The following is a 20,272-nucleotide window of genomic DNA, read 5'->3' on the forward strand; positions in this document are numbered from 1 at the left end:
CGCTTATTCCTCTCGCGTAACGCGCAGCACTTCTTCTAACGCAGTAATGCCGGAAAGTACTTTATCACGGCCATCTTGGCGAATGCCCGGCGCTATTTTACGAACATAACGTTCAATCGCCTGCTCGCCTTTACCGTTGTGCACGAGCTCACGCACTTGCTCATCCACCATGAGCATCTCATGGATACCTGTGCGGCCGCGGTAGCCGGTATGGTTGCACTTTGCACAACCTTTGGGACGATACAGATGAACAGGCTCTGCGCTACTTACACCAAGTAATTCACACTCTTCTGCAGAAGCGGTATGCGGCTGTTTACAATCTTTGCACAGCGTACGCACTAAGCGCTGGGAAATTACCGCTAACAAGCTAGACGATAGTAAGAATGGCTCGATACCCATGTCTTCCAAACGTGTGAGGGCGCCAGCGGCGGTGTTGGTGTGCAAGGTGGATAGTACTAAGTGGCCAGTAAGTGACGCTTGCACCGCAATTTGCGCGGTTTCACTATCACGAATTTCACCTACCATCACCACATCCGGATCTTGCCGTAAAATGGCCCGTAGCCCGCGCGCAAAGGTCATATCTACCCGCGCATTCACCTGCATTTGGCCAATCCCTTCAAGGGCATACTCAATTGGGTCTTCCACCGTTAAGATATTGCGATCTTTAGTGTTAATTTCCGAAAGCCCCGCATACAGAGTGGTACTTTTACCGGAACCCGTAGGCCCTGTTACTAAAATAATGCCATGCGGCTTATGAATCAGTTCTGAGAATATTTTTCGGTTAGCGGCGGTCATGCCTAGCTGCGTTAAATCTAAGCGGGCATTGTTCTTATCAAGTAAACGTAATACCACTCGCTCACCATGGTTAGATGGCATGGTAGATACCCGCACATCAACCGCACGGCCAGCAATCAATAATGAAATACGGCCATCTTGCGGTAACCGTTTTTCCGCAATATCAAGCTGCGCCATTACCTTAATACGCGATACTAATAAGCTGGCAAGCTTACGATTCGGCCGTAAAATTTCTCGCAGTACACCATCTACGCGAAAGCGGATTACCAAATCTTTCTCGAAGGTTTCGATATGAATATCAGAAGCACCTTCTTTAATAGCTTCACTGAGCATCGCGTTGATCAGTTTAATAATCGGCGCATCATCTTCACTATCGAGTAGATCTTCCGTTTGCGGTAATTCTTCCGCCAAAGAAAATAAATTCACTTCATTACCGATATCCTCCATCAACTGCTTCGCTTCCGAAGAATCCCGTTGATAGGCTTGGCTGAGTAAGCTATCGAAATCAGCAGCCGGGTGCACCTGCACTTGGAATGGCTGGCTTAATAAACGCCGCACTTCATGCAGTGTTTGCGGTTTAGGATAACTGCGGCTATGCAGAATCGGCTGCTCATCTTGGTAAGTGAGCACCACCGAAAAGCGCTTGGCAAACGCATAAGGCAAGCGCTTATGCGGGCTATCTTCGCTCACTTCATCAAGTTCAGCCTCATTCGGCAACTGCTCAATTGCTTGCTTTACCGAGTTGCTGTCCGCTTCAATAAAACCGGTTTGCGGTGCTTGCTGCTCGCCCATTACTGGCCTCCGCGTTCTGCTTCACGGCGGAGTTCTTCAGTTTCTCGGCGCCATTCATCAAGGAAACGCTGATATTCGAGCGGTAAATCGGCATCATCGCCCCACTCGGGTAATACCGGAACAATATCGTTGCGGCGCAATGAAATTCCACGTTGGCGCTGTTCAATCTGTTGCGCACGAATGTAGCTATACTTGCGCTCGCTCAATTGCCCCATTCGCGTATCATCACGAATAATAGTAGGGCGAATGAACACCATAAGGTTACGTTTGCGCGTAGTTACGCTGGTTGATTTGAATAAATGGCCAAACAGCGGAATATCACCCAGTAACGGAACCTTCGATAGGCTTTCCTGGACATCTTCATCAATCAAGCCACCAAGCACAATAGTTTCACCATCACGAGCCAATACTGTGGTGCTTAATTCCCGCTTGTTAAACGTGATATCCACTGCAGTTGAACCTGCAACACTAGAAACTTCTTGCTCAATAATCAGTTGCACCGAATCACCTTCGTTAATTTGCGGTGTTACCCGCAACCGCACACCTACTTCTTGGCGGTTAATGGTTTGGAACGGATTATCGTTATTCGCACTTGCTGTAGAGCCTGAAAGTGTTGGCACTTCTTGGCCCACTAAGATGCTTGCCTCTTGGTTATCAAGGGTAGTAATACTCGGTGCTGAAAGAATATTGGAATTGGTAGTAGTAGCAACCGCTTGCACTACTGCCGCCCAGCCGTCTTGTACTGTACCTAACAACAAGCCATTGGCATTACCGAGTAAATTCGCTAGTAAGGTGAAATCACCTGGCCGATCTGGTTCGCGAGTAGTAAATTCATTGCCTGCGTTATCCACGCGAGTTACTTCTGAGCCACGTTGCGTTCGTGCCGCCAATGCGCCCACGCCGAGTTGACCAATAGGTACCATTTGGCCGTTACTATGTTGCATTAGGCCAATATCTTCGCTGCCCCACTGAATCCCGAAGTTAGTGCCATCGCCTTCGAATACTTCAACGATAATCGCCTCTACTAATACCTGTGCACGGCGAATATCCAGTTGACTAATAACCCCTTCAATGGCGCGAATTACATCTAACTGCGCGGTAACCACAATGGCGTTGGTAGATTCATGGGCTTCAATGCTTACCTCGCCGGCACGCCGCTGCTGACCCTGGCGCGCACTAGTGCCACCACTGCCGCCTGATGCTACTGCGCGCTCTTCAGCAATAATGGTATCGGTCATACCACGTAGTAACTGCACCATATCTTCAGCTTTCGCATAACGAAGATAGAAAACGCGCGTGTTGCCGCTGGTTTGCATTTCTGTATCTAGCTGAGTAATTAACCGAACTACACGCTCGCGAGCGCGGGGTTCACCGCTTACCAACACGCGATTGGTGCGTTCATCCGCAGCAATACGTGGAATTAATAATTCCGGAGTGCCTGAGGTTTGCTGAAAAATACTTTGTGCAATGCGCACCATTTCTGCTGCAGAAGCATGCTTCAATTGCACCACTTCAACATCTGAATTGCCCGCGCGATCTACGCGCTGAATAATTTCCGCTAACCGATTCAACAACGAAGCCCGACCAGATAGCATTACCACGTTCGATGGATCGTAAGTCATTACGGCACCGCCGCTCGTTTGCTCGTTCAACTGGCGTAGCAAAGGTCCAAGTTCACGAACGGTTACATTTTGCAGGGGAATCACCCGCAACACCCATTCATCACCACTGTAGCTATCGTCATCTACCACAGGAACTGGCGAAGATTTCGCATCACGATCCCGAATAACCTTGAGAACGTTGTTGTCCATGCGCACCACGGCATACCCGTAAACTTCCAATACGTTTAAAAAGAAACTGTAATATTGCTCGCGATCCATTGAGTAGTAGCTACGCACATTAATACGCCCACGCACTTCCGGATCAATAATAATGGTTTCTTCTAGGTTTCGGCTTACGGCCTGAATAAACTCGTTAATATCGGTGTTTTTGAAGCTTGCAGAAAACTCCTCTTGCGATATCGCGCTTGTTGGCACTAGGGCAATACTTGCGGCAAATGTAAGAGAAAATAATCGAGATAGCATGCGCATGTTGATCTTACCTATTCGTTAGGAATACTTAATTCTAGTTCTACTAAATCACCGTTGCGAAGCACCACAACGGTGGCGCTAGAAAGCAATTCGAGTTCATTCATTAAAGCCAATGCTTCTGCAGCATTGGTTAGATCGTAACCATTTAAGCTCATCGCGATGTCACCATCTTGAAAGCCTGCGGCACGAAATAATTCTGGGCTTGCCTTCGGAGAAAGCCGGTAGCCAACTAACTCACCCTCTCGTTGCACGGGGGTAATGTTGATGAGGTCATTAATATTGGTGTAATTCACCTCACCAATAGATTGTGGTAGCTCTCCGCTAGTGGCTGTATTTACTGGCGGAACTGGGGCTGCCCGTGCAGGGGCTGAACTGGTAAGTGAAAGCCCGCCATCGGAACCATCGCGGCCATCTAACATTAGGGTTTCTAATCGGCCATTGTTTTCAAGAATAATGCGATCCGAATAAATCTCTCGTATAACCGCGCGGCTTGAGGAAATCGTTTCATCAATAATGTAGGTATTTTGATTACCACCTTGCTGAATAATTGCCGCTGAACGGCTTGGCGTGGATGCTGCAGTAACTCCCACCAAAGTGATATTCAAAGTAGTTTGCGGCGCATCTTGCGGCTGCGAACGGGTTGGCGCAGCAGCGCCTCGTTCCCCAAATAGATTCATCTGTGTAATACGTTGGGTTTGCAGTGGTTGCGCGCGCTGTGTGCCACTTGGTGCGGCAGACACATTTAAGGATGTGGGTTCTGGTGGTGCGAGCATTTGCCACGTAATAGCCGCTGCAAGCCAAGCAGCCCAGAGCAACAACACTATTGCGATAGCGTTTATGGCAAGCTTAAACAAACGCTGTGGAGATGCGCTGATGCCTGTTCCTAATTGCCCTATTGCAGATTGCCCTGTTGCGGATTGCCCCGTTGTGGATAACCCTACTCTGGTTTTTTTAAAGGCGAAACGCTGCAAGGAAAATGTTTTTTTCATATATCTCATGCCTAAACGGCTATTAAATTTTTGTTATAATATAGTTCATTCTAGCCTGCTAATGTTCGAACAACAATGCGCAAAGGTGTAAAAATCTCCAAGTCTAAATGCTACACTAACAAGCATTCATTCCGGTATTCATTACGAAGGTATTACAGATGGCTGATGCAGCTGCAGTGCGCCTCGATAAATGGCTTTGGGCCGCCCGTTTTTTTAAAACTCGAGGCTTGGCCCGAGGTGCTGTGCAGGCAGGTAAAGTAACCTACAATGGCCAGCGAAGTAAACCCGCTAAATTAGTTGAAGTAGGTGCGGTAATTGTTACCCCTAGGGGCTTTGATAGTATGGAAATTAATGTACTCGCGCTCAGCGAACAGCGCAAGAACGCCACCGAAGCGCAGAAGTTATATGCCGAAACAGCGGCTAGTGAAAAGCAACGTGCTGAGAATGCTGCTGCGCGCAAGCTACAGCAAATGTATAATCCCCATCCAGACCACCGCCCTGATAAAAAAGAGCGGCGCGAGCTCATTAAATTTAAGCATCAGTAACAGGATCCAATATGTCTGTACAACAAGATTCAATTGCCCGCTTTTCGTTCACCAACCATGATGTACGTGGCGAACTGGTGCGCTTACAAAATAGCTATAAAAGCTTACTGCAAGGGCACGATTATCCACAATCGGTGCAACAGTTACTAGGCGAATTGATGGCTGTTACCAGCTTACTTACCGCTACTTTGAAGTTTGCAGGGCACATTAATGTGCAAATTCAAGGCACAGGCCCGTTAAATTACGCCACAGTAAATGGCAGCCATAACCTTGAACTACGAGGTGCAGCGCGCCTAACAGAAGCCCCAACCGGAAGCTCTTTTCGTGATTTAGTAGGCGATGGCGCGTATTTGGTAATTACCTTAACCCCCGAACAAGGCGAGAAATATCAAGGAGTTGTTGGTATTGAGGGTGATTCGTTAAGTTCAGCTGTAGAAAGCTATTTCCTGCAATCTGAGCAACTACCCACACGAATTTGGCTGTTTGCTGATCCAGGCCAAGGCGTGGCGGCAGGTTTATTTTTGCAGGTACTACCAGCGGGCACCAACACTGGCTCAAGCTTTGAACACGTAAATGCATTGGCAGCTACCATTACTGCGCAAGAACTGTATCAGTTATCTACAGAAGAAGTGTTGCACCGTTTATATCATGAAGAACAAGTAGAACTTTACCCCGAGCAAGCCGTGCAGTTTTTCTGTGGTTGTTCGCGGGAAAAAACTGCAGCAGCACTGCGCAATGTTCCACTTGCCGAGTTACATAACATTATTGCGCAAGATGGTGAGCTACGTTTAACCTGTGATTACTGCCTTACAGATTACGTATATAACAGCTTCGATGTGGAAGCGTTAAAAGCACATACTGCGCCCTCTCAGGCGCAGTAATCGGTGCTATTAAACTTCGCTGCTATTAGCGTGGTTGTATTAGCGTTTCTTCACAAACTTCAGCAAGCGCTTACGCTTACGTTGTTGCGATAGGGTAAGATTATTTTTCTTGCCCGCGAATGGGTTCTTACCCTCGCGGAACTCTACTTTGATTGGTGTACCCATTAGTTTTAGTGATTTGCGGAAGTAGTTAATAAGATAACGCTTATAACTATTCGGCAAATCGGTAACTTGGTTACCATGCACCACAATTAATGGTGGGTTGTAACCGCCGGCATGGGCAAATTTCAGTTTTACTCTGCGCCCACGTACTAATGGTGGCTGGTGTTCTTCTTGCGCCGATTCCATAATACGCGTGAGCTGCGCTGTGCTAACTCGCTGGGTAGCACTGGAATAAGCCTCTTGCACCGATTCAAATAAATGCCCAACGTTGGTACCGTGCAAAGCAGAAATGAAGTGCAAGCGGGCGAAATCAACGAAGCCCAAGCGGCGATCAAGCTCTTGCTTAATCCACTCTTTTGCTTCGGTATCGAGCCCATCCCACTTATTTACTGCAAGTACAACTGAACGGCCAGCATTCAACACAAAACCGAGCAAATTCAAATCTTGGTCACTAATGGTTTCCCGGGCGTCGATCACCAAAATAACAACGTTGGCACCTTCAATTGCTTGCAGGGTTTTCACCACAGAATACTTTTCCACAGCCATATCAATGCGGCCGCGGCGGCGAACACCGGCGGTGTCGATCAGAACATATTCACGCCCTTCTCGTTCCATTGGAATGTATACGCTATCTCGCGTGGTGCCAGGCATATCGAACACTACTACCCGCTCTTCACCAAGAATACGATTGGTAAGGGTAGATTTTCCCACATTTGGGCGGCCAATAATGGCCAACTTAATGGGCTGCGCTTGTAACCGCGCAATCTCTGCCTCTGCATCTTCCTCGGTAAGCTCTGTTGCTACTGCCTCTTCCTGGTTTTGCAACATATCAGGGAACTGGTTTGCCAACGGATCGAGCGTAGCACGCAGCAACTGGCTAATACCGCGTCCATGAGCGGCTGCAATTTGCCATACATCACCAAGGCCCAGGCTAAAGAAATCGGCCGATGCTGCATCTGCATCGATACCATCAACCTTGTTCACTACCAAATGAATTTTCTTGTTTTGTTTACGTAGGTAATCAGCAATAAATTCATCTGCGGCAGTAATGCCCTCGCGGGCATCCACTAAAAACATCACTACATCGGCTTCATCAACCGCTTGCAGCGATTGCCGAGCCATCATTAAATCAAGGCCTTCTTCTTTGCCGTGAATACCACCGGTATCCACAACAACGAATTTATAATCATCATAACGACCTTGGCCATACTGCCGATCTCGAGTTAACCCCGGGAAATCAGCAACCAGTGCATCACGGCTTTGGGTAAGCCGATTGAATAATGTAGATTTGCCCACATTCGGGCGGCCAACCAATGCGATCACTGGTAACATGCTTATTTTACTCGCTGTGAAACTGCGTAAATATAACCCTTGGCATCTTGCACATAGAGTATATCGTCGGCAACTATCGGTGCCGACTGAAGGGCTACATCATCATTTAACTCTAAACGGCCAGCTAAAGTACCACTGGTGCGATTGAACCAGTGTAAGTAGCCGAAGCGATCGCCAGAAATTAAATATTGGCCAATTACCGCAGGTTCGGTAAGGCTACGATTGAAGAGATCCGAATTCCGCCACCGCTCAAGACCATTGTTGCGGTCTATACTGAGCATGTGGCTATCTTGATTTACTAAGGCAATGCGATTTACTGCGAGCACAGGCGAACGCCAAGCGCCGTGATTTTGTTTCCAAACCACTTCACCTGAACGTAAATCCAAGGCTACAAGTTCACCATTGAATGCACTCATCACAAAATTAGTGCCCAATACTAAAGGTGCGCCATCCACATCAACTAAACGCTCTAGTTCAGTAGAACCTGATGGTGTTGCTAAGCGCTCTTCCCAGGCTAATTGGCCATTCTGGCTTAGTAGCACTACTGCTTTGCCGGTTGCTGAACCAAAAATCACACCGCCACTGGCAATTACTGGGCGCGATACGCCACGCAAAGAAAGTAGCGCTACTTCCTCTTCGTGTAGCCACTGCTGTTCGCCAGTACGAGCAGACAGGGCAACGATATAGCCGCTACCTAAATGCAATACCACGCGGCCTTCGCCTACTGATGGTGCCGAGAGCACCTCACCAGGAACGCGCTGTTCCCACTGCACTTCACCAGTATCGCTATCTAGGGCATACACTTTGCCGTTCTCTGAGCCTACGAACAACATAGAACCAGCAGCAGTGATGCCACTTAAGCGTGCCGGTTCGCCACGGAACCAACGATTAAGAATACCTGCTCGGCCACCTAAGCGTTGTTGCCATACGCGCTGGCCATTATCTTTGTTCAGTGCAACCACAAGGCCATGCCAATCAGCAGCGAAAATAAGGTTATCTTGCACTTGCGGCGCTAACCGAGAATAGTGTTCACCGGCACCGGTACCAACACGGGTTCGCCAAATAACGGTAGTATCTACTTCCGCTGAAATGGTGTTTAACTCGGCGTAAGTTGGCCCTTCAACTGAAGAACATGCAGCTAAAAAGCTTGCAGCTGCTATTACGCCGAGCCAACGTTTAAATCCAATCATTATCGACCTGCCAGATTATCAATTTTCATTTGCAGATAAGGTGAAGCATTTTCACCTTGGCGTGAAGCCGCAACTTCATAAGCATCTCGCGCGGCTTCATAATTACCCTGCGCAACGTACAAATCACCCTGCACTTCGCTTACTAAGCCAGTGAAAGCGGCACTTGTTACTGCATTTAAGTGGCTTTCGGCGTTGCTGAAATCACCTGTAGCAATGGCTACACGAGCTAATCGCACGTTAATAAGCGCACGCAGTTCATCTACGCGAGTAGCATTCAGCGCATTGCTTAAATGCTCTTGCGCGGTTGTTAAATCAGCGTTATTCACTGCCACTTGGGCCAATTGTAAATGCGCTAATGCGGCCTGCTCGGTATTGCCAAGCTCAGCAGCTAATTGTTGCGCTTGGCCAAAGGCTACATCATCTTCAGCGAATTGCAGCGAATCAATAATTTCTTGATACGCGGTAGTACGATCTTGTGCTGCAGCAAGCTGGTTATCTTGGTAATACCGCCAGCCGAATAAAGAACCTAGCCCAATTACAAGGCCAGCTACTACCCATGGGGCATATTCCTTAATAAACTTTTTAATCTGTTCAACTTGTTGATCTTCGTTTTCCACCGCTATTCCCTCTTGTTCTTTATTCTGCGATTAGGGTACGTAATACCGCAACCAACTCTGCATAAGCTAATGATTCTTGTGCCTTATCAAGGCGCAAATGTTTTACTGTAATTTGTTCTGCTGCTACTTCATCGGCGCCTAAGATCAGCGCAATTTCCGCACCACTTTGATCGGCTTTTTTCAGTTGTTTAGCAAATTTTCCGCCACCACAATGCAGCATTACTCGTAACTCTGGAAGATCATCACGAATTCTTTCGGCAAGAGCCATCGCCGGAAGTTCCGCCACCTCCCCTACCGCGGCCAGATAAATATCTACAGCGCGCGGTATTTTGAAACTTTCCAGCTGTTCCAGCATTAATACTAAACGCTCTATACCCATCGCAAAGCCAACCGCAGGGGTTGCCTTACCACCGAGCTGCTCAACTAAACCATCATAGCGGCCGCCAGCACACACCGTGCCCTGCGCTCCAAGGCTATCGGTTACCCACTCAAACACCGTGCGATTGTAATAATCTAAACCTCGCACTAAGCGTTCGTTATGCACATATTGGATGCCTGCAGCATCAAGCCGAGCACACAAACCTGCAAAGTGTTCGCGCGATTCATCATCCCAGTACTCACTGAGTTTCGGAGCCGCAGCCAGCATTTCTGCCAGCGCCGGGTTCTTCGAATCCAGAATACGTAATGGATTGCTCTCAAGCCGGCGCACACTATCTTCATCAAGTAAGGCTTCATGTTCACGCAAATACGCAGTTAGTGCTTCGCGGTAATTTGCCCGCGCACTATTCGAAGCTAATGAATTCAATTCCAGCGTTAAATAATCATTTAAACCAAGCTGCTTCCATAACCGCGCGGTCATTAGAATCAGTTCAGCATCAATATCTGGGCCTGCTAACCCAAATGCTTCTACGCCCACCTGATGAAACTGGCGATAGCGGCCCTTTTGCGGGCGCTCATGGCGAAACATTGGGCCCATGTACCACATGCGGCGGGTTTGATTGTAAAGCAAACCGTGTTCATTACCAGCGCGCACACAACTTGCCGTGCCTTCTGGGCGCAAGGTTAAGCTATCACCGTTGCGATCGGCAAAGGTGTACATTTCTTTTTCAACGATATCGGTTACTTCACCTATGGAGCGCTTGAATAAATCAGTTTGCTCCACAATAGGCATACGAATTTCGCTGTAACCGTAACCTGCAAGTAACTCACGCATTACTCGTTCTAGCTGCTGCCAGCGGCCAGTTTGTTCTGGCAGAATATCGTTCATGCCACGAATGGCTTGGATCTGCTTTGCCACAGTTATTTATTTCCTGTATTAAAAAATGACGGCTGCCAATGACACCCGCCATTCAACTTAATTTGGCCACATTATACGCTTTTGCGCGCGGCGGCGAAACACTGCTTGGCAGCGTATTGCCAACAAACCACCGCGTTAAGAATCGATTTGCTGAATTGCTATGGGTTGCTCTTTCTCTTTTCGGGCTACATAAGCACGTATCTGCGCCTCTAAATCATCCACAATAGTGTTGTTATCGATGCGCAGTTTTTGCCGAGCACCATCCATATAGAAGCCGCTTTTATTCTTCGCGCCCGCTAAGCCAATTTGGGCAACCATTGCTTCGCCAGGGCCATTCACAACACAACCGATAATGGATACATCCAACGCTGTAGTAATATCTTCAAGGCGCTGTTCAAGGCTATTTACCGTAGAAATCACATCAAACTCTTGCCGCGAACAACTTGGGCAGGCAATAAAATTAATACCGCGGCTGCGAATGCGCAGTGATTTTAAAATATCGAAGCCAACTTTTATTTCTTCAACTGGATCAGCGGCAAGTGAAACCCGAATTGTGTCGCCAATGCCCTCGTTCAATAACATACCCAAGCCAATAGCTGATTTAACTGCACCAGCTCGGGCACCACCTGCCTCGGTAATACCTAGGTGCAAGGGTTGTTCAATCTGTTTCGATAATAAGCGATAAGCTTCCACGGCAAGAAACACATCTGAGGCTTTTACGCTCACTTTGAAATTTTGGAAATCGAAGCGATCTAAAATATCCACGTGGCGCATCGCTGATTCCACTAAAGCGGCACCTGTTGGCTCGCCATATTTCTCTTGAATTTCTTTTTCGAGTGAACCGGCGTTTACACCAATTCGAATGGGAATGTTTTTATCTCGCGCGGCATCTACTACCGCGCGAATGCGATCTTCGTGGCCAATATTGCCTGGATTAATACGTAAACAATCCACCCCATATTCAGCCACTTTTAAGGCGATACGGTAATCAAAATGGATATCAGCTACCAGCGGCACATTCACCTGCTCGCGAATTTTTTTGAAGGCTTCTGCAGCATCCATAGTAGGCACTGAAACGCGCACAATATCACCACCTGCAGCTACGATTTTATTAATCTGGGCAACGGTGGCAGCAACATCGGTAGTAAGGGTATTGGTCATGGATTGCACGGCAATAGGTGCGCCATCACCGATCGGCACATTACCAACGTAGATACGGCGGGTTTTTCGGCGTGTAATTGGGGATTCGTGCGTCATCGTTTCATTACTGCTCTATAAATGTGAACTAGTTACCAAGAATATTGTGTTACTGAAAATACTGCGTTACTGAAAACATTATGCAACTGAGAATACTCGGCATACTGTGTAGTACGTTTATTAATTGCGAGGCAGATTAAACCGCGCAATACGGCCGCCACCGAAATCGCTAATATCTACGCGCTCACCTTGAAAGTAAACTGTTACCGAGGTTGGCGCTCCAAGCGTTAACGAGTAAGGAGCTTGGCCATTTAATGGCATAGTATAGCCATCTACTTTTACGCCGTAGGCAATCGCTTCGCCAGTGGCATCTTCAATGCGCACCCAGCTATCACCACTGAATACCAATACTAGCTCGCCTAATGCGGCTGGATCTGTAGCATCACTACTATTCGTTTGGGCAGGTTCCACGCTCTGGGCAGTTTCCGCGCTCTGGGCATTTTCGCCGCTCTGGGCATTTTCGCCGCTCTGGGCAGTTTCCGCGCTCTGGGCAGTTTCCACGCTCTGGGCAGTTTCGCCGCTGCCAGATCTTTGCGTAGTTTCTGTGTTCTCAACTACCGTAGGTTCTAGCCGAGGTTGTTCGGTAACCGTAGTATTTGTAGCAGTATTGTTGCTGGTATTCACCGGCAGTTCGCTTGGCCCTGGAGTTTGCGCTGCAGCTCTCTCCGCTGCCGAAGGCTCTTCAGTAGCCTCCAGTGCAATTGGCGTGGTGCTTTGCGCATTTACTGAGCTAGAACTGCTTTGTGCGCGATCTTCAGAAAATTGTTGCCATACGAACACAGCCACTGAACCAATCAAAATAAGTACAATAATCCAAGTAATAATCATTAAACGATTATCTTGTGATTCAATATTTTTCTTATTCGAAAAGGTTTGCATGGCGCCAGCAGGCTTTTGCTCACCAAAATGTTGCCGATAAGCGGCCATGATTTCGGATTCATCAAGCTGCAAAATTTTCGCATAAGAACGGAGGTATCCACGAATATAAGTGTCACTAACGTGTTTGGAAAATTCATTCTGCTCGAGTTCTTTAATTAGCGTTTGCCGCAAGCGCAAGCGATCGGCTACTTGGCTTATTGATAAGCCAGCCGCTTTCCGCGCTTCGCAGAGCATTTCTCCTGGAGTACGGGAGTGTTCGAGCAACTCCTCTACAGCGTCTGGCTGTATGTTCTCGTGTGCGTCTGTGTTATTTGTCATGATAGCCTGAAGTTCACCACTAGAATTGCAATCCATGCTGTTATTCGGGTACCCAGTTAACCGACAATATTAACTTGAATCGGTTCCCCAGATTTCTGTTTTTGTTGTTTTTTTAAGAGCCGTTTGGTGCGGTCAATCACATCCCCCACCAACTGTCCGCAAGCCGCATCAATATCATCACCGCGCGTTTTTCTTACGATAACTGTATATCCATATTCCATCAACACTTTCGAAAAGCGATCGATGCGCGAATTACTGGAGCGCCCATAATCAGACCCCGGAAATGGATTGAATGGAATCAAGTTAATCTTACTTGGAGTATCTTTCAATACTTTCGCCAACTGATGCGCAAGCTCTGTTGAATCATTAACGTGGTCTATCATGACATATTCAACGGTTACTTTCGTCTGCGCTTTTGAATTTTCAACATATTTACGTGAAGCGGCTAAAAACTCTTCAATTGGGTACTTTTTGTTAATTGGCACAATCTCATTACGCAACTCATCATTCGGTGCATGCAATGAAATAGCTAAGGCAACATCAATTTGGCCAATCAGTTTCTCTAGCGCTGGTACTACCCCAGATGTACTCAAGGTTACCCGCCGCTTCGATAAACCGAACCCATAATCTTCCAACATGAGCTGCATTGCTGGCACTACGTTCTTCACGTTCAATAATGGCTCGCCCATGCCCATCATTACTACGTTTGTTACAGGTTTCACATTGGTGTCTGCAAAGGGGCCTAATAATTTACTTACACGCCACACTTGGCCAATAATTTCGGCAACTTTCAAGTTGCGGTTGAAGCCTTGCTGGCCGGTTGAGCAGAATGTGCACTCTAAAGCGCAACCAACTTGTGATGATACACACAAGGTAGCGCGATCTTCTTCGGGAATCCACACCGATTCAATCTCTTGGCCATCTTCCAATTCCATAACGAACTTAATGGTGCCATCGGCAGATTGCTGCTGCACTTTAATCTTTGGTGCTTTAATTTCGGCGATCTCTTTTAACTTGCCACGTAAACCTTTATTCAGGTTGGTCATGTCATCGAAGTCATCAATGCAATAATGATATACCCACTTCATCACTTGATCGGCGCGGAAAGGTTTTTCTCCCAATTCGGCGAAGAAATCACGAATACCTTGGCGATCTAAATCGAGTAGATTGATTTTCTTAGTGGTGGTTGTCATTACGTAACCTCGTTTCCAACAACTGCTATAAAAGTCAAAAAAGGGGCTAAACGCCCCTTTTTTATTACACGCTTCACTAATAGTTTAGCGGGTGCGTGCGCAAACTTCTTCATCAGAGAAGAAATAAGCGATTTCGCGCGCTGCTGATTCAACTGCATCTGAACCATGTACCGCATTTTCATCGATGGTTTCCGCGAAATCTGCACGCAATGTACCAGCGGCAGCTTCTTGTGGGTTAGTAGCACCCATGATTTCACGGTTTTTGCGAACTGCGTCTTCGCCTTCAAGCGCCATTACTACGATTGGGCCAGAAGTCATGAATTCAACTAAAGCACCAAAGAAAGGACGTTCGCTATGCTCAGCATAGAAGCCTTCAGCTTGTTCTTTGCTTAAGTGCATCATTTTCTGACCTACAATACGAAGGCCAGACGTTTCAAAACGGTTTACGATGGCGCCGATTACATTTTTTGCAACCGCGTCAGGCTTGATGATGGACAAAGTGCGTTCCAAAGCCATTGTTTACTCCCGGTAATTGAGGCTCTGCTGAGCCATTCAAAGTGGTTAAAAAAGACGCGCGGATTATACGTGAATTCCGCGCAATTTCCCAATAAATTTGCGCTGCGTAGCAAACTGGCGTTCTTTTTCAAGAATATTTACGTAGATCACGCTAAAGGCTATTGGCAAATCCATGCAGCTGCTGTAGTTTAGACGGCTAGATGGTTAAATGCGTTTAGCTCATTCGCACTGCTATTACAGCGTTTCTTTGTTACAACAATGCTACAACAATTACATGAGGTATGTATGGCCACTACATTTCAGGAAGCAACTCTTGCCGGCGGCTGCTTTTGGTGTCTGGAATCGGCTTTCAAGCAACTGGAAGGCGTAATTGATGCGCAATCCGGGTATGCCGGTGGGCAACTTGAGAACCCAAGTTATGAGCAGGTGTGCTCTGGCACTACTGGCCATGCTGAGGTGGTTCGCTTGCAGTTTAACCCTGAGCACATTAGTTTTCGCGAAATCTTAGAAATCTTTTTCGCCCTCCACGATCCAACCCAACTGAATCGCCAAGGCAATGATATTGGTACCCAATATCGCTCAGCTGTGTTTTATCACAACGCTGAGCAACGTGAACAAACCGAAGCTATTATTGCAGAAATTGAACGTGAGCAGATATGGCCCGGTGCTGATGGCAAGGGTAAGGTAGTAACGCAAGTTGAGCCTCTTGATCGCTATTATGCTGCCGAGGAGTATCATCGCGATTACTTTTTACGCAATCCAGAAAACCAATACTGCCAAGCAGTGGTTTCGCCTAAGCTAGCCAAATTTCGCCAAACCTTTGCTGCGCGTTTAAAACAAGACGCCTAGAGAAAGGCATCATCAAGCGGTGTTTAGAGCTGCCATAACGATTCCGCATTGCGCAGCTCGGGCACCACGCGATTTAGCAATGCCACCGTGTACTCGATTTCTTCCGCACTCGTGTAACGCCCCACACTAAAGCGTATCGAGCTATGCGCCAGCGCATTTGATAGGCCCAGAGCTCGCAAAACATAGGAAGGTTCAACACTTGCCGATGTGCACGCCGAACCAGTTGAAACAGCCAAATCTTGGATCGCCATCAGCAATGCTTCACCTTCAATATCGGCAAACTGAACATTCAAAATGCCCGCCACTGAATTGTTTAATGAACCATTAATGTGCACGCCTGGTAATGCGCTGATGCCTTCCCATAGTTGAGTTTTTAGTGCTAGTAAGCGATCACTTTCGCCATTATGTAATTGTTCTTTCGCGATGCGCGCCGCTTCGCCCATACCCACAATTTGGTGCGTTGGTAGGGTACCGGAACGCATACCACGCTCGTGCCCTCCGCCATGCATTTGCGCATGTAACTGAACCCGCGGTGTGCGGCGAACATACAGCGCGCCAATTCCCTTTGGGCCATACATTTTATGTGCTGAAATCGAGAATAAATCGATGTTCAACGCGCGTACATCTACTGGAATTTTGGCAACACTTTGCGCGCCATCTACATGCAAGAGAATATCGTGTTGTTTACACCACTGGGAAATCGCCGCAATATCTTGAATTACGCCAATTTCGTTATTTACCTGCATAACACTGAGCAAGATGGTATCTGCTTGCCGTGCCTGCTCCAACACCGCCAAATCTAAACCACCATCCGTTTGTACGGGCACGTAAGTAATGGTATAGCCCTGTTGCTCAAGCTCCGCACAAGTATCTAAGGTGGCCTTATGCTCGGTGCATAACGTAATAAGATGCTTGCCTTTATGTTGATACGCGGCAGCAGCGCCTTTGAGAGCTAAATTAGTGGCTTCCGTAGCACCGGAGGTAAATACGATTTCGCGGGGATCGGCATTTATCAATTCCGCTATTTGTTCCCGGGCTGTGTCTACAGCCTCTTCGGCTTGCCAACCAAAGCGATGCGAACGTGATGCAGGATTGCCAAATACGCCATCTACAGTAAGGTAATTAGCCATCTTTTCAGCCACTAAAAAATCTGCTGGCGTAGTTGCGGCATAATCGAGATAAATCGGTAGGGTAATCTTACTCAAAGTACTTAAACCTGTATGTTCAGTGCTATCTTCTGCTCTTCTTTCGCGGCAAATTTGTTTTGCTGCCGTTTTGCAACTTCCAACACATCCTGTTGATTCACTAATTCAGCAAGCGTGATATTGGCGAGAAAATCATCAATACGTTCGCTTAAACTAGACCAGAGTGAATGCGTTAAACAGCGGGTGCCCCCTAAGCAATCTGATTTACCTTGGCAACGGGTTGCATCAATACTTTCATCCACCGCGTGAATTACTGCCGCAATGGAGATATCAGCTGCTGGCCGGCCTAGTTGATAGCCACCACCTGGCCCACGCACACTACTTACAACGCCGCTGCGGCGTAAGCGAGCAAACAGCTGTTCTAAATAGGATAATGAAATACCTTGCCGTTCGGATATATCCGCAAGGGGTACCGGGCCGTGCTCACAGTGTAAGGCTACATCTATAATAGCCGTTACGGCATAGCGCCCTTTCGATGTTAATCGCATGCTCACTACCTCAGGTTAACGTAGCTTCGAGGGCGTTTTGCAGCCTACAAACACCCTCGATAATAGGCAAAACTTTACCATTCCCGAGTATTTCTATCAAGTATTTACCCTAGTAAAACACTCAAGCTTTAGAGTTCGGCAGATGCTTCTCCAGCGATGCTAAAACCCCGCGAAGAATATTCAGCTCATTTTGCTCTAGCCGCGTGCGGGTGAATAATCGCCGTAATTTGGTCATTACTAATCCAGGGTGTTGGCGCACAATAAAGCCGGATTTGGTAAGTACTTGTTCAAAATGCTCATAAAAGCTTTCTAGCTCTTTATGTAACGGATATTCATCAGCCGCTGCTGGTACCCGTTCTTGGGCAGCTAAATACGCCATGCGCAGCTCATAACTAACAGTTTGTACCGCCATTGCTAAGTTTAACGAGCTGTAATCGGGGTTCGCCGGAATATGAATATGGAAATTGCTTTGCTGCAGCTCTTCGTTAGTAAGGCCACTGGCTTCGCGGCCAAATACGATAGCGATCTTTGCACCCTGCAACCCTTCTTGAATCGCCTTTTCCCCAGCTTCACGTGGGGTTAATTGTGGCCAATCCAAAGTGCGATTACGCGCACTTGTAGCCAGTACCAAGCTGCAATCTGCCAAGGCATCCGCAAGTGTATCCACCCGAGTAGCATTAGCCAACACATCGGTGGCACCGGCAGCCAGAGCCTGCGCTTTACCTTGCGGCTCCTCTAGCGGCGCAACTAATACTAATTCGGTAAGCCCCATGGTTTTCATGGCTCGAGCAGCAGAGCCAATATTGCGTTGATCTGAGGTGTTTACAAGAACGATTCGAATTTGATTTAGCATGCCAACGATTCCAAGGTGAAAATTCCGGCAGATACTAGCACAGCCCCTGTATGATTGCATCTGCCAGAAAACATGCCTATAATGCAGCCGAATTTTTTCACTCGCTCTTTGCCAGAACAGGAAATTACCCATGCATGCAATTTTAAACATTGCGGTGCGTGCTGCCCGTGCAGCCGGCCGTGTGGCAATGAAATCTTTTGCCAACACAGATCAAGTAGAAGTAACCTCTAAAGGCCTACATGATTACGTTTCGAACATCGATCTCGCTTGTGAAGAAGTGATTATTAATACGATTAAGAAATCGTATCCTGATCATAAATTCTTAGCGGAAGAATCAGGTGAGCAAGGCGCAGAGGGGGATTTCCTGTGGGTAATCGATCCAATTGATGGCACCACGAACTACGTGCGTGGCATACCTCATTTTTGTATTTCTATTGCACTTACGCATAAAGGCATTACACAGCACGCTGTTGTGTACGATCCGGTGCGCGAAGAAATGTTTACCGCAAGCCGCGGCGCAGGAGCGCAACTGAATGGCTATCGTATTCGCGTAAGCCCGAATAAAGATCTGGATGGCGTATTACTCGCCACTGGCTTCCCATTCCGCATGAAGCATTTACTGCCAGAATACCAAGCTGTGTTTAGCAAATTCTTTGAGCAAGCTGCAGATGTTCGACGCATGGGCGCCGCAGCACTTGATTTAGCCTACGTAGCCTCTGGCCGTTACGATGGCTTTTTTGAAGCGGGTTTAAAATATTGGGATACCGCAGCGGGCGAGTTATTGGTTCGCGAAGCTGGTGGTGTGGTTACTGATTTCGGTGGTGGTACCAACCACAACAACTCTGGTAACATTGTTGCTGGAGCGCCAAAAATAGTACAAGCAATGGTTACGCAAATGCGCCCACTGCTTTCTGAATCAATGCGCAAATAGAAACATTTGCGGAGAAAATTAAAAACGCCGCATCAAGTGCGGCGTTTTTTGTGCTTAAAACTCTAGTTGGTCTGTTTCAAGCTCGTAACAGTAATCAATATCCATCAATTCCTTTTCTAGGCGCTGACGCTCTTGAATGGCTTCAATCTCACGCCACTTCCGTTTTGCTGCACGACCCTTACTTGTTTTCTCGTTACTGCCGAGCTCATCTGTATGGTTCATGAATCCCCCTTTGGAATATCGCTATTTGTTGTGCTGTTACAATTTTGTTAAGCGCACATTATTTGTACCATAACTCGGGGAATTGTAAAAGAAAAATGTTACAAAAATGTGAATTGCTTCGCTTCACTTGTGGCTTCCGGGAGCCATGTAATTGGCGCCTGCCCTCGGGATGTTAACCAAGCATTAGTAGCTGCAAAGTGGCCACAGGTTAAAAAGCCCCGATGCGCAGATAACGGCGATGGATGCACCGAGGTAAGCACTAAAGATTGTTCGGCTGTACGGCTGTTTTCTACTAGTGGCTTGGCCATCTCTTGGGCATGCTTGCCCCATAGTAAATAAACGCAGGCATGATGCTCAGCCAAGAATGCCAATGCTGCAGCGGTAAACTGCTGCCAGCCAAACTTAGCATGAGATCCCGCAGCGCTTTCGCGCACAGTAAGTGAAGTATTCAGCAGCAATACCCCTTGCTTGGCCCATGCTGCTAAATCACCGTGTTGGGGAATTTCACTGTTAGGAAAATCGTGCTGAATCGCTTTATAAATATTCTGCAATGAAGGCGGCACTTTCACGCCTTGCACCACAGAAAACGCTAAACCGTGGGCTTGGTTCGGTTGGTGATAGGGATCTTGGCCAACAATAACTACCCGTACTTGCTCTAACGGGGTTAGCTGAAATGCCCGAAACACCTGCTGTGCTGGCGGATATATCGGTACTGCGCCAGCCCGTTCGACCGCTATACGCTGCTGAAGCTGCTGATAGTATTCTTGCTGCTCTTGTTGTTGAATAAAGGTTTGCCAACTTGCCATAATAGCCTCTTTAAAAACAATAGGTTACATACAGCTTTGGAGCGCGAAGCAGCGTTAAACCTGGG

At 47.4% G+C, this 20,272-nt stretch carries 20 protein-coding genes; 4 read left to right on the forward strand and 16 right to left on the reverse strand.

From position 1 onward, the window contains the following. Window positions 1–3: 3 nt before the first annotated feature. The 3 genes from gspE to gspC are packed head-to-tail and all read right to left on the reverse strand — an operon-like array spanning window position 4 to window position 4,666. Window positions 4–1,587: a type II secretion system ATPase GspE gene (gene gspE / locus ACNA7P_RS00460; protein WP_416256635.1), complete on the reverse strand. Its 1,584-nt coding sequence runs from the start codon at window positions 1,585–1,587 to the stop codon at window positions 4–6. Further along, on the reverse strand, window positions 1,587–3,677 hold the full coding sequence (gene gspD / locus ACNA7P_RS00465; protein WP_416256636.1) for a type II secretion system secretin GspD: 2,091 nt from the start codon (window positions 3,675–3,677) through the stop codon (window positions 1,587–1,589). Before gspD ends, gspE begins: the two co-directional genes overlap by 1 nt. An 11-nt stretch (window positions 3,678–3,688) precedes the next feature. Beyond that, window positions 3,689–4,666 (reverse strand): type II secretion system protein GspC, encoded by a 978-nt coding sequence (gene gspC, locus ACNA7P_RS00470; protein WP_416256637.1) that lies wholly within the window; start codon window positions 4,664–4,666, stop codon window positions 3,689–3,691. A 158-nt stretch (window positions 4,667–4,824) separates the two neighbouring features. On the opposite strand from gspC, the gene hslR reads away from it, so the two are divergent. Both hslR and hslO read left to right on the forward strand, forming a co-directional pair. Then, window positions 4,825–5,211, forward strand: coding sequence for a ribosome-associated heat shock protein Hsp15 (gene hslR, locus ACNA7P_RS00475; protein WP_416256638.1), 387 nt, complete (start codon window positions 4,825–4,827; stop codon window positions 5,209–5,211). An 11-nt stretch (window positions 5,212–5,222) separates the two neighbouring features. After that, window positions 5,223–6,092: an Hsp33 family molecular chaperone HslO gene (hslO, locus tag ACNA7P_RS00480; RefSeq protein ID WP_416256639.1), complete on the forward strand. Its 870-nt coding sequence runs from the start codon at window positions 5,223–5,225 to the stop codon at window positions 6,090–6,092. A 39-nt stretch (window positions 6,093–6,131) separates the two neighbouring features. Here the strand turns inward: hslO and der are convergent, their stop codons facing one another. The 8 genes from der to ndk form a co-directional block, all read right to left on the reverse strand. Then, complete coding sequence (gene der, locus ACNA7P_RS00485; protein WP_416256640.1) at window positions 6,132–7,586, reverse strand: ribosome biogenesis GTPase Der; 1,455 nt, start codon at window positions 7,584–7,586, stop codon at window positions 6,132–6,134. A 2-nt stretch (window positions 7,587–7,588) separates the two neighbouring features. Next, window positions 7,589–8,776 carry an outer membrane protein assembly factor BamB gene (bamB, locus tag ACNA7P_RS00490; protein ID WP_416256641.1) on the reverse strand — a complete coding sequence of 396 codons (1,188 nt, stop codon included), beginning with the start codon at window positions 8,774–8,776 and terminating at the stop codon, window positions 7,589–7,591. Then, window positions 8,776–9,393 carry a YfgM family protein gene (locus ACNA7P_RS00495; protein WP_416256642.1) on the reverse strand — a complete coding sequence of 206 codons (618 nt, stop codon included), beginning with the start codon at window positions 9,391–9,393 and terminating at the stop codon, window positions 8,776–8,778. The genes bamB and ACNA7P_RS00495 overlap by 1 nt, the downstream gene beginning before the upstream one ends. Window positions 9,394–9,412: 19 nt before the next feature. Then, window positions 9,413–10,690, reverse strand: a complete 1,278-nt coding sequence (gene hisS, locus ACNA7P_RS00500) for a histidine--tRNA ligase (protein ID WP_416256643.1) — start codon at window positions 10,688–10,690, stop codon at window positions 9,413–9,415. 135 nt (window positions 10,691–10,825) lie between these two features. Next, on the reverse strand, window positions 10,826–11,947 hold the full coding sequence (gene ispG / locus ACNA7P_RS00505) for a flavodoxin-dependent (E)-4-hydroxy-3-methylbut-2-enyl-diphosphate synthase (RefSeq protein WP_416256644.1): 1,122 nt from the start codon (window positions 11,945–11,947) through the stop codon (window positions 10,826–10,828). A 120-nt stretch (window positions 11,948–12,067) separates the two neighbouring features. Further along, window positions 12,068–13,144: a RodZ domain-containing protein gene (locus ACNA7P_RS00510; protein WP_416256645.1), complete on the reverse strand. Its 1,077-nt coding sequence runs from the start codon at window positions 13,142–13,144 to the stop codon at window positions 12,068–12,070. A gap of 56 nt (window positions 13,145–13,200) precedes the next feature. Next, window positions 13,201–14,337, reverse strand: coding sequence for a bifunctional tRNA (adenosine(37)-C2)-methyltransferase TrmG/ribosomal RNA large subunit methyltransferase RlmN (locus tag ACNA7P_RS00515; RefSeq protein ID WP_416256646.1), 1,137 nt, complete (start codon window positions 14,335–14,337; stop codon window positions 13,201–13,203). An 84-nt stretch (window positions 14,338–14,421) separates the two neighbouring features. Continuing rightward, on the reverse strand, window positions 14,422–14,853 hold the full coding sequence (gene ndk, locus ACNA7P_RS00520) for a nucleoside-diphosphate kinase (RefSeq protein ID WP_416256647.1): 432 nt from the start codon (window positions 14,851–14,853) through the stop codon (window positions 14,422–14,424). A gap of 285 nt (window positions 14,854–15,138) precedes the next feature. On the opposite strand from ndk, the gene msrA reads away from it, so the two are divergent. After that, the gene (msrA, locus tag ACNA7P_RS00525; protein WP_416256648.1) at window positions 15,139–15,702 is read left to right on the forward strand and encodes a peptide-methionine (S)-S-oxide reductase MsrA; all 564 of its coding nucleotides are present in this window, start codon (window positions 15,139–15,141) and stop codon (window positions 15,700–15,702) included. 23 nt (window positions 15,703–15,725) lie between these two features. On the opposite strand, the gene ACNA7P_RS00530 is transcribed toward msrA, so the two are convergent. The 3 genes from ACNA7P_RS00530 to trmJ form a co-directional block, all read right to left on the reverse strand. Further along, window positions 15,726–16,898: an IscS subfamily cysteine desulfurase gene (locus ACNA7P_RS00530; protein ID WP_416256686.1), complete on the reverse strand. Its 1,173-nt coding sequence runs from the start codon at window positions 16,896–16,898 to the stop codon at window positions 15,726–15,728. Window positions 16,899–16,912: 14 nt separating this feature from the next. After that, complete coding sequence (iscR, locus tag ACNA7P_RS00535; protein ID WP_416256649.1) at window positions 16,913–17,395, reverse strand: Fe-S cluster assembly transcriptional regulator IscR; 483 nt, start codon at window positions 17,393–17,395, stop codon at window positions 16,913–16,915. 121 nt (window positions 17,396–17,516) lie between these two features. After that, window positions 17,517–18,248, reverse strand: a complete 732-nt coding sequence (trmJ, locus tag ACNA7P_RS00540; RefSeq protein WP_416256650.1) for a tRNA (cytosine(32)/uridine(32)-2'-O)-methyltransferase TrmJ — start codon at window positions 18,246–18,248, stop codon at window positions 17,517–17,519. A 130-nt stretch (window positions 18,249–18,378) separates the two neighbouring features. Between trmJ and suhB the strand changes: the two genes are divergently transcribed. Beyond that, a complete protein-coding gene (gene suhB / locus ACNA7P_RS00545) occupies window positions 18,379–19,179 on the forward strand; it encodes an inositol-1-monophosphatase (protein WP_416256651.1) in 801 nt (266 codons plus the stop codon). 54 nt (window positions 19,180–19,233) lie between these two features. Here suhB and ACNA7P_RS00550 read toward each other — a convergent pair whose 3' ends face one another. Next, window positions 19,234–19,401 carry a DUF3545 family protein gene (locus ACNA7P_RS00550; RefSeq protein WP_416256652.1) on the reverse strand — a complete coding sequence of 56 codons (168 nt, stop codon included), beginning with the start codon at window positions 19,399–19,401 and terminating at the stop codon, window positions 19,234–19,236. 98 nt (window positions 19,402–19,499) lie between these two features. Further along, window positions 19,500–20,207, reverse strand: coding sequence for a uracil-DNA glycosylase (gene ung, locus ACNA7P_RS00555; RefSeq protein ID WP_416256653.1), 708 nt, complete (start codon window positions 20,205–20,207; stop codon window positions 19,500–19,502). Window positions 20,208–20,272 lie beyond the last annotated feature (65 nt).

The sequence above is a fragment of the Aliidiomarina sp. genome (assembly GCF_047920995.1).
Taxonomy (GTDB): Bacteria; Pseudomonadota; Gammaproteobacteria; order Enterobacterales; family Alteromonadaceae; genus Aliidiomarina.

What these genes read in the sequence shown, in the direction of transcription:
- der (WP_416256640.1), bottom strand. Translation starts at nt 7,586, where the DNA reads ATGTTACCAGTGATCGCATTGGTTGGCCGCCCGAATGTGGGCAAATCT.
- hslO (WP_416256639.1), top strand. Translation starts at nt 5,223, where the DNA reads ATGTCTGTACAACAAGATTCAATTGCCCGCTTTTCGTTCACCAACCAT.
- trmJ (WP_416256650.1), bottom strand. Translation starts at nt 18,248, where the DNA reads ATGCTAAATCAAATTCGAATCGTTCTTGTAAACACCTCAGATCAACGC.
- ndk (WP_416256647.1), bottom strand. Translation starts at nt 14,853, where the DNA reads ATGGCTTTGGAACGCACTTTGTCCATCATCAAGCCTGACGCGGTTGCA.
- ACNA7P_RS00510 (WP_416256645.1), bottom strand. Translation starts at nt 13,144, where the DNA reads ATGACAAATAACACAGACGCACACGAGAACATACAGCCAGACGCTGTA.
- suhB (WP_416256651.1), top strand. Translation starts at nt 18,379, where the DNA reads ATGCATGCAATTTTAAACATTGCGGTGCGTGCTGCCCGTGCAGCCGGC.
- ung (WP_416256653.1), bottom strand. Translation starts at nt 20,207, where the DNA reads ATGGCAAGTTGGCAAACCTTTATTCAACAACAAGAGCAGCAAGAATAC.
- ispG (WP_416256644.1), bottom strand. Translation starts at nt 11,947, where the DNA reads ATGACGCACGAATCCCCAATTACACGCCGAAAAACCCGCCGTATCTAC.
- gspE (WP_416256635.1), bottom strand. Translation starts at nt 1,587, where the DNA reads ATGGGCGAGCAGCAAGCACCGCAAACCGGTTTTATTGAAGCGGACAGC.
- ACNA7P_RS00550 (WP_416256652.1), bottom strand. Translation starts at nt 19,401, where the DNA reads ATGAACCATACAGATGAGCTCGGCAGTAACGAGAAAACAAGTAAGGGT.
- msrA (WP_416256648.1), top strand. Translation starts at nt 15,139, where the DNA reads ATGGCCACTACATTTCAGGAAGCAACTCTTGCCGGCGGCTGCTTTTGG.
- iscR (WP_416256649.1), bottom strand. Translation starts at nt 17,395, where the DNA reads ATGCGATTAACATCGAAAGGGCGCTATGCCGTAACGGCTATTATAGAT.
- hslR (WP_416256638.1), top strand. Translation starts at nt 4,825, where the DNA reads ATGGCTGATGCAGCTGCAGTGCGCCTCGATAAATGGCTTTGGGCCGCC.
- gspD (WP_416256636.1), bottom strand. Translation starts at nt 3,677, where the DNA reads ATGCGCATGCTATCTCGATTATTTTCTCTTACATTTGCCGCAAGTATT.
- bamB (WP_416256641.1), bottom strand. Translation starts at nt 8,776, where the DNA reads ATGATTGGATTTAAACGTTGGCTCGGCGTAATAGCAGCTGCAAGCTTT.
- gspC (WP_416256637.1), bottom strand. Translation starts at nt 4,666, where the DNA reads ATGAAAAAAACATTTTCCTTGCAGCGTTTCGCCTTTAAAAAAACCAGA.
- ACNA7P_RS00515 (WP_416256646.1), bottom strand. Translation starts at nt 14,337, where the DNA reads ATGACAACCACCACTAAGAAAATCAATCTACTCGATTTAGATCGCCAA.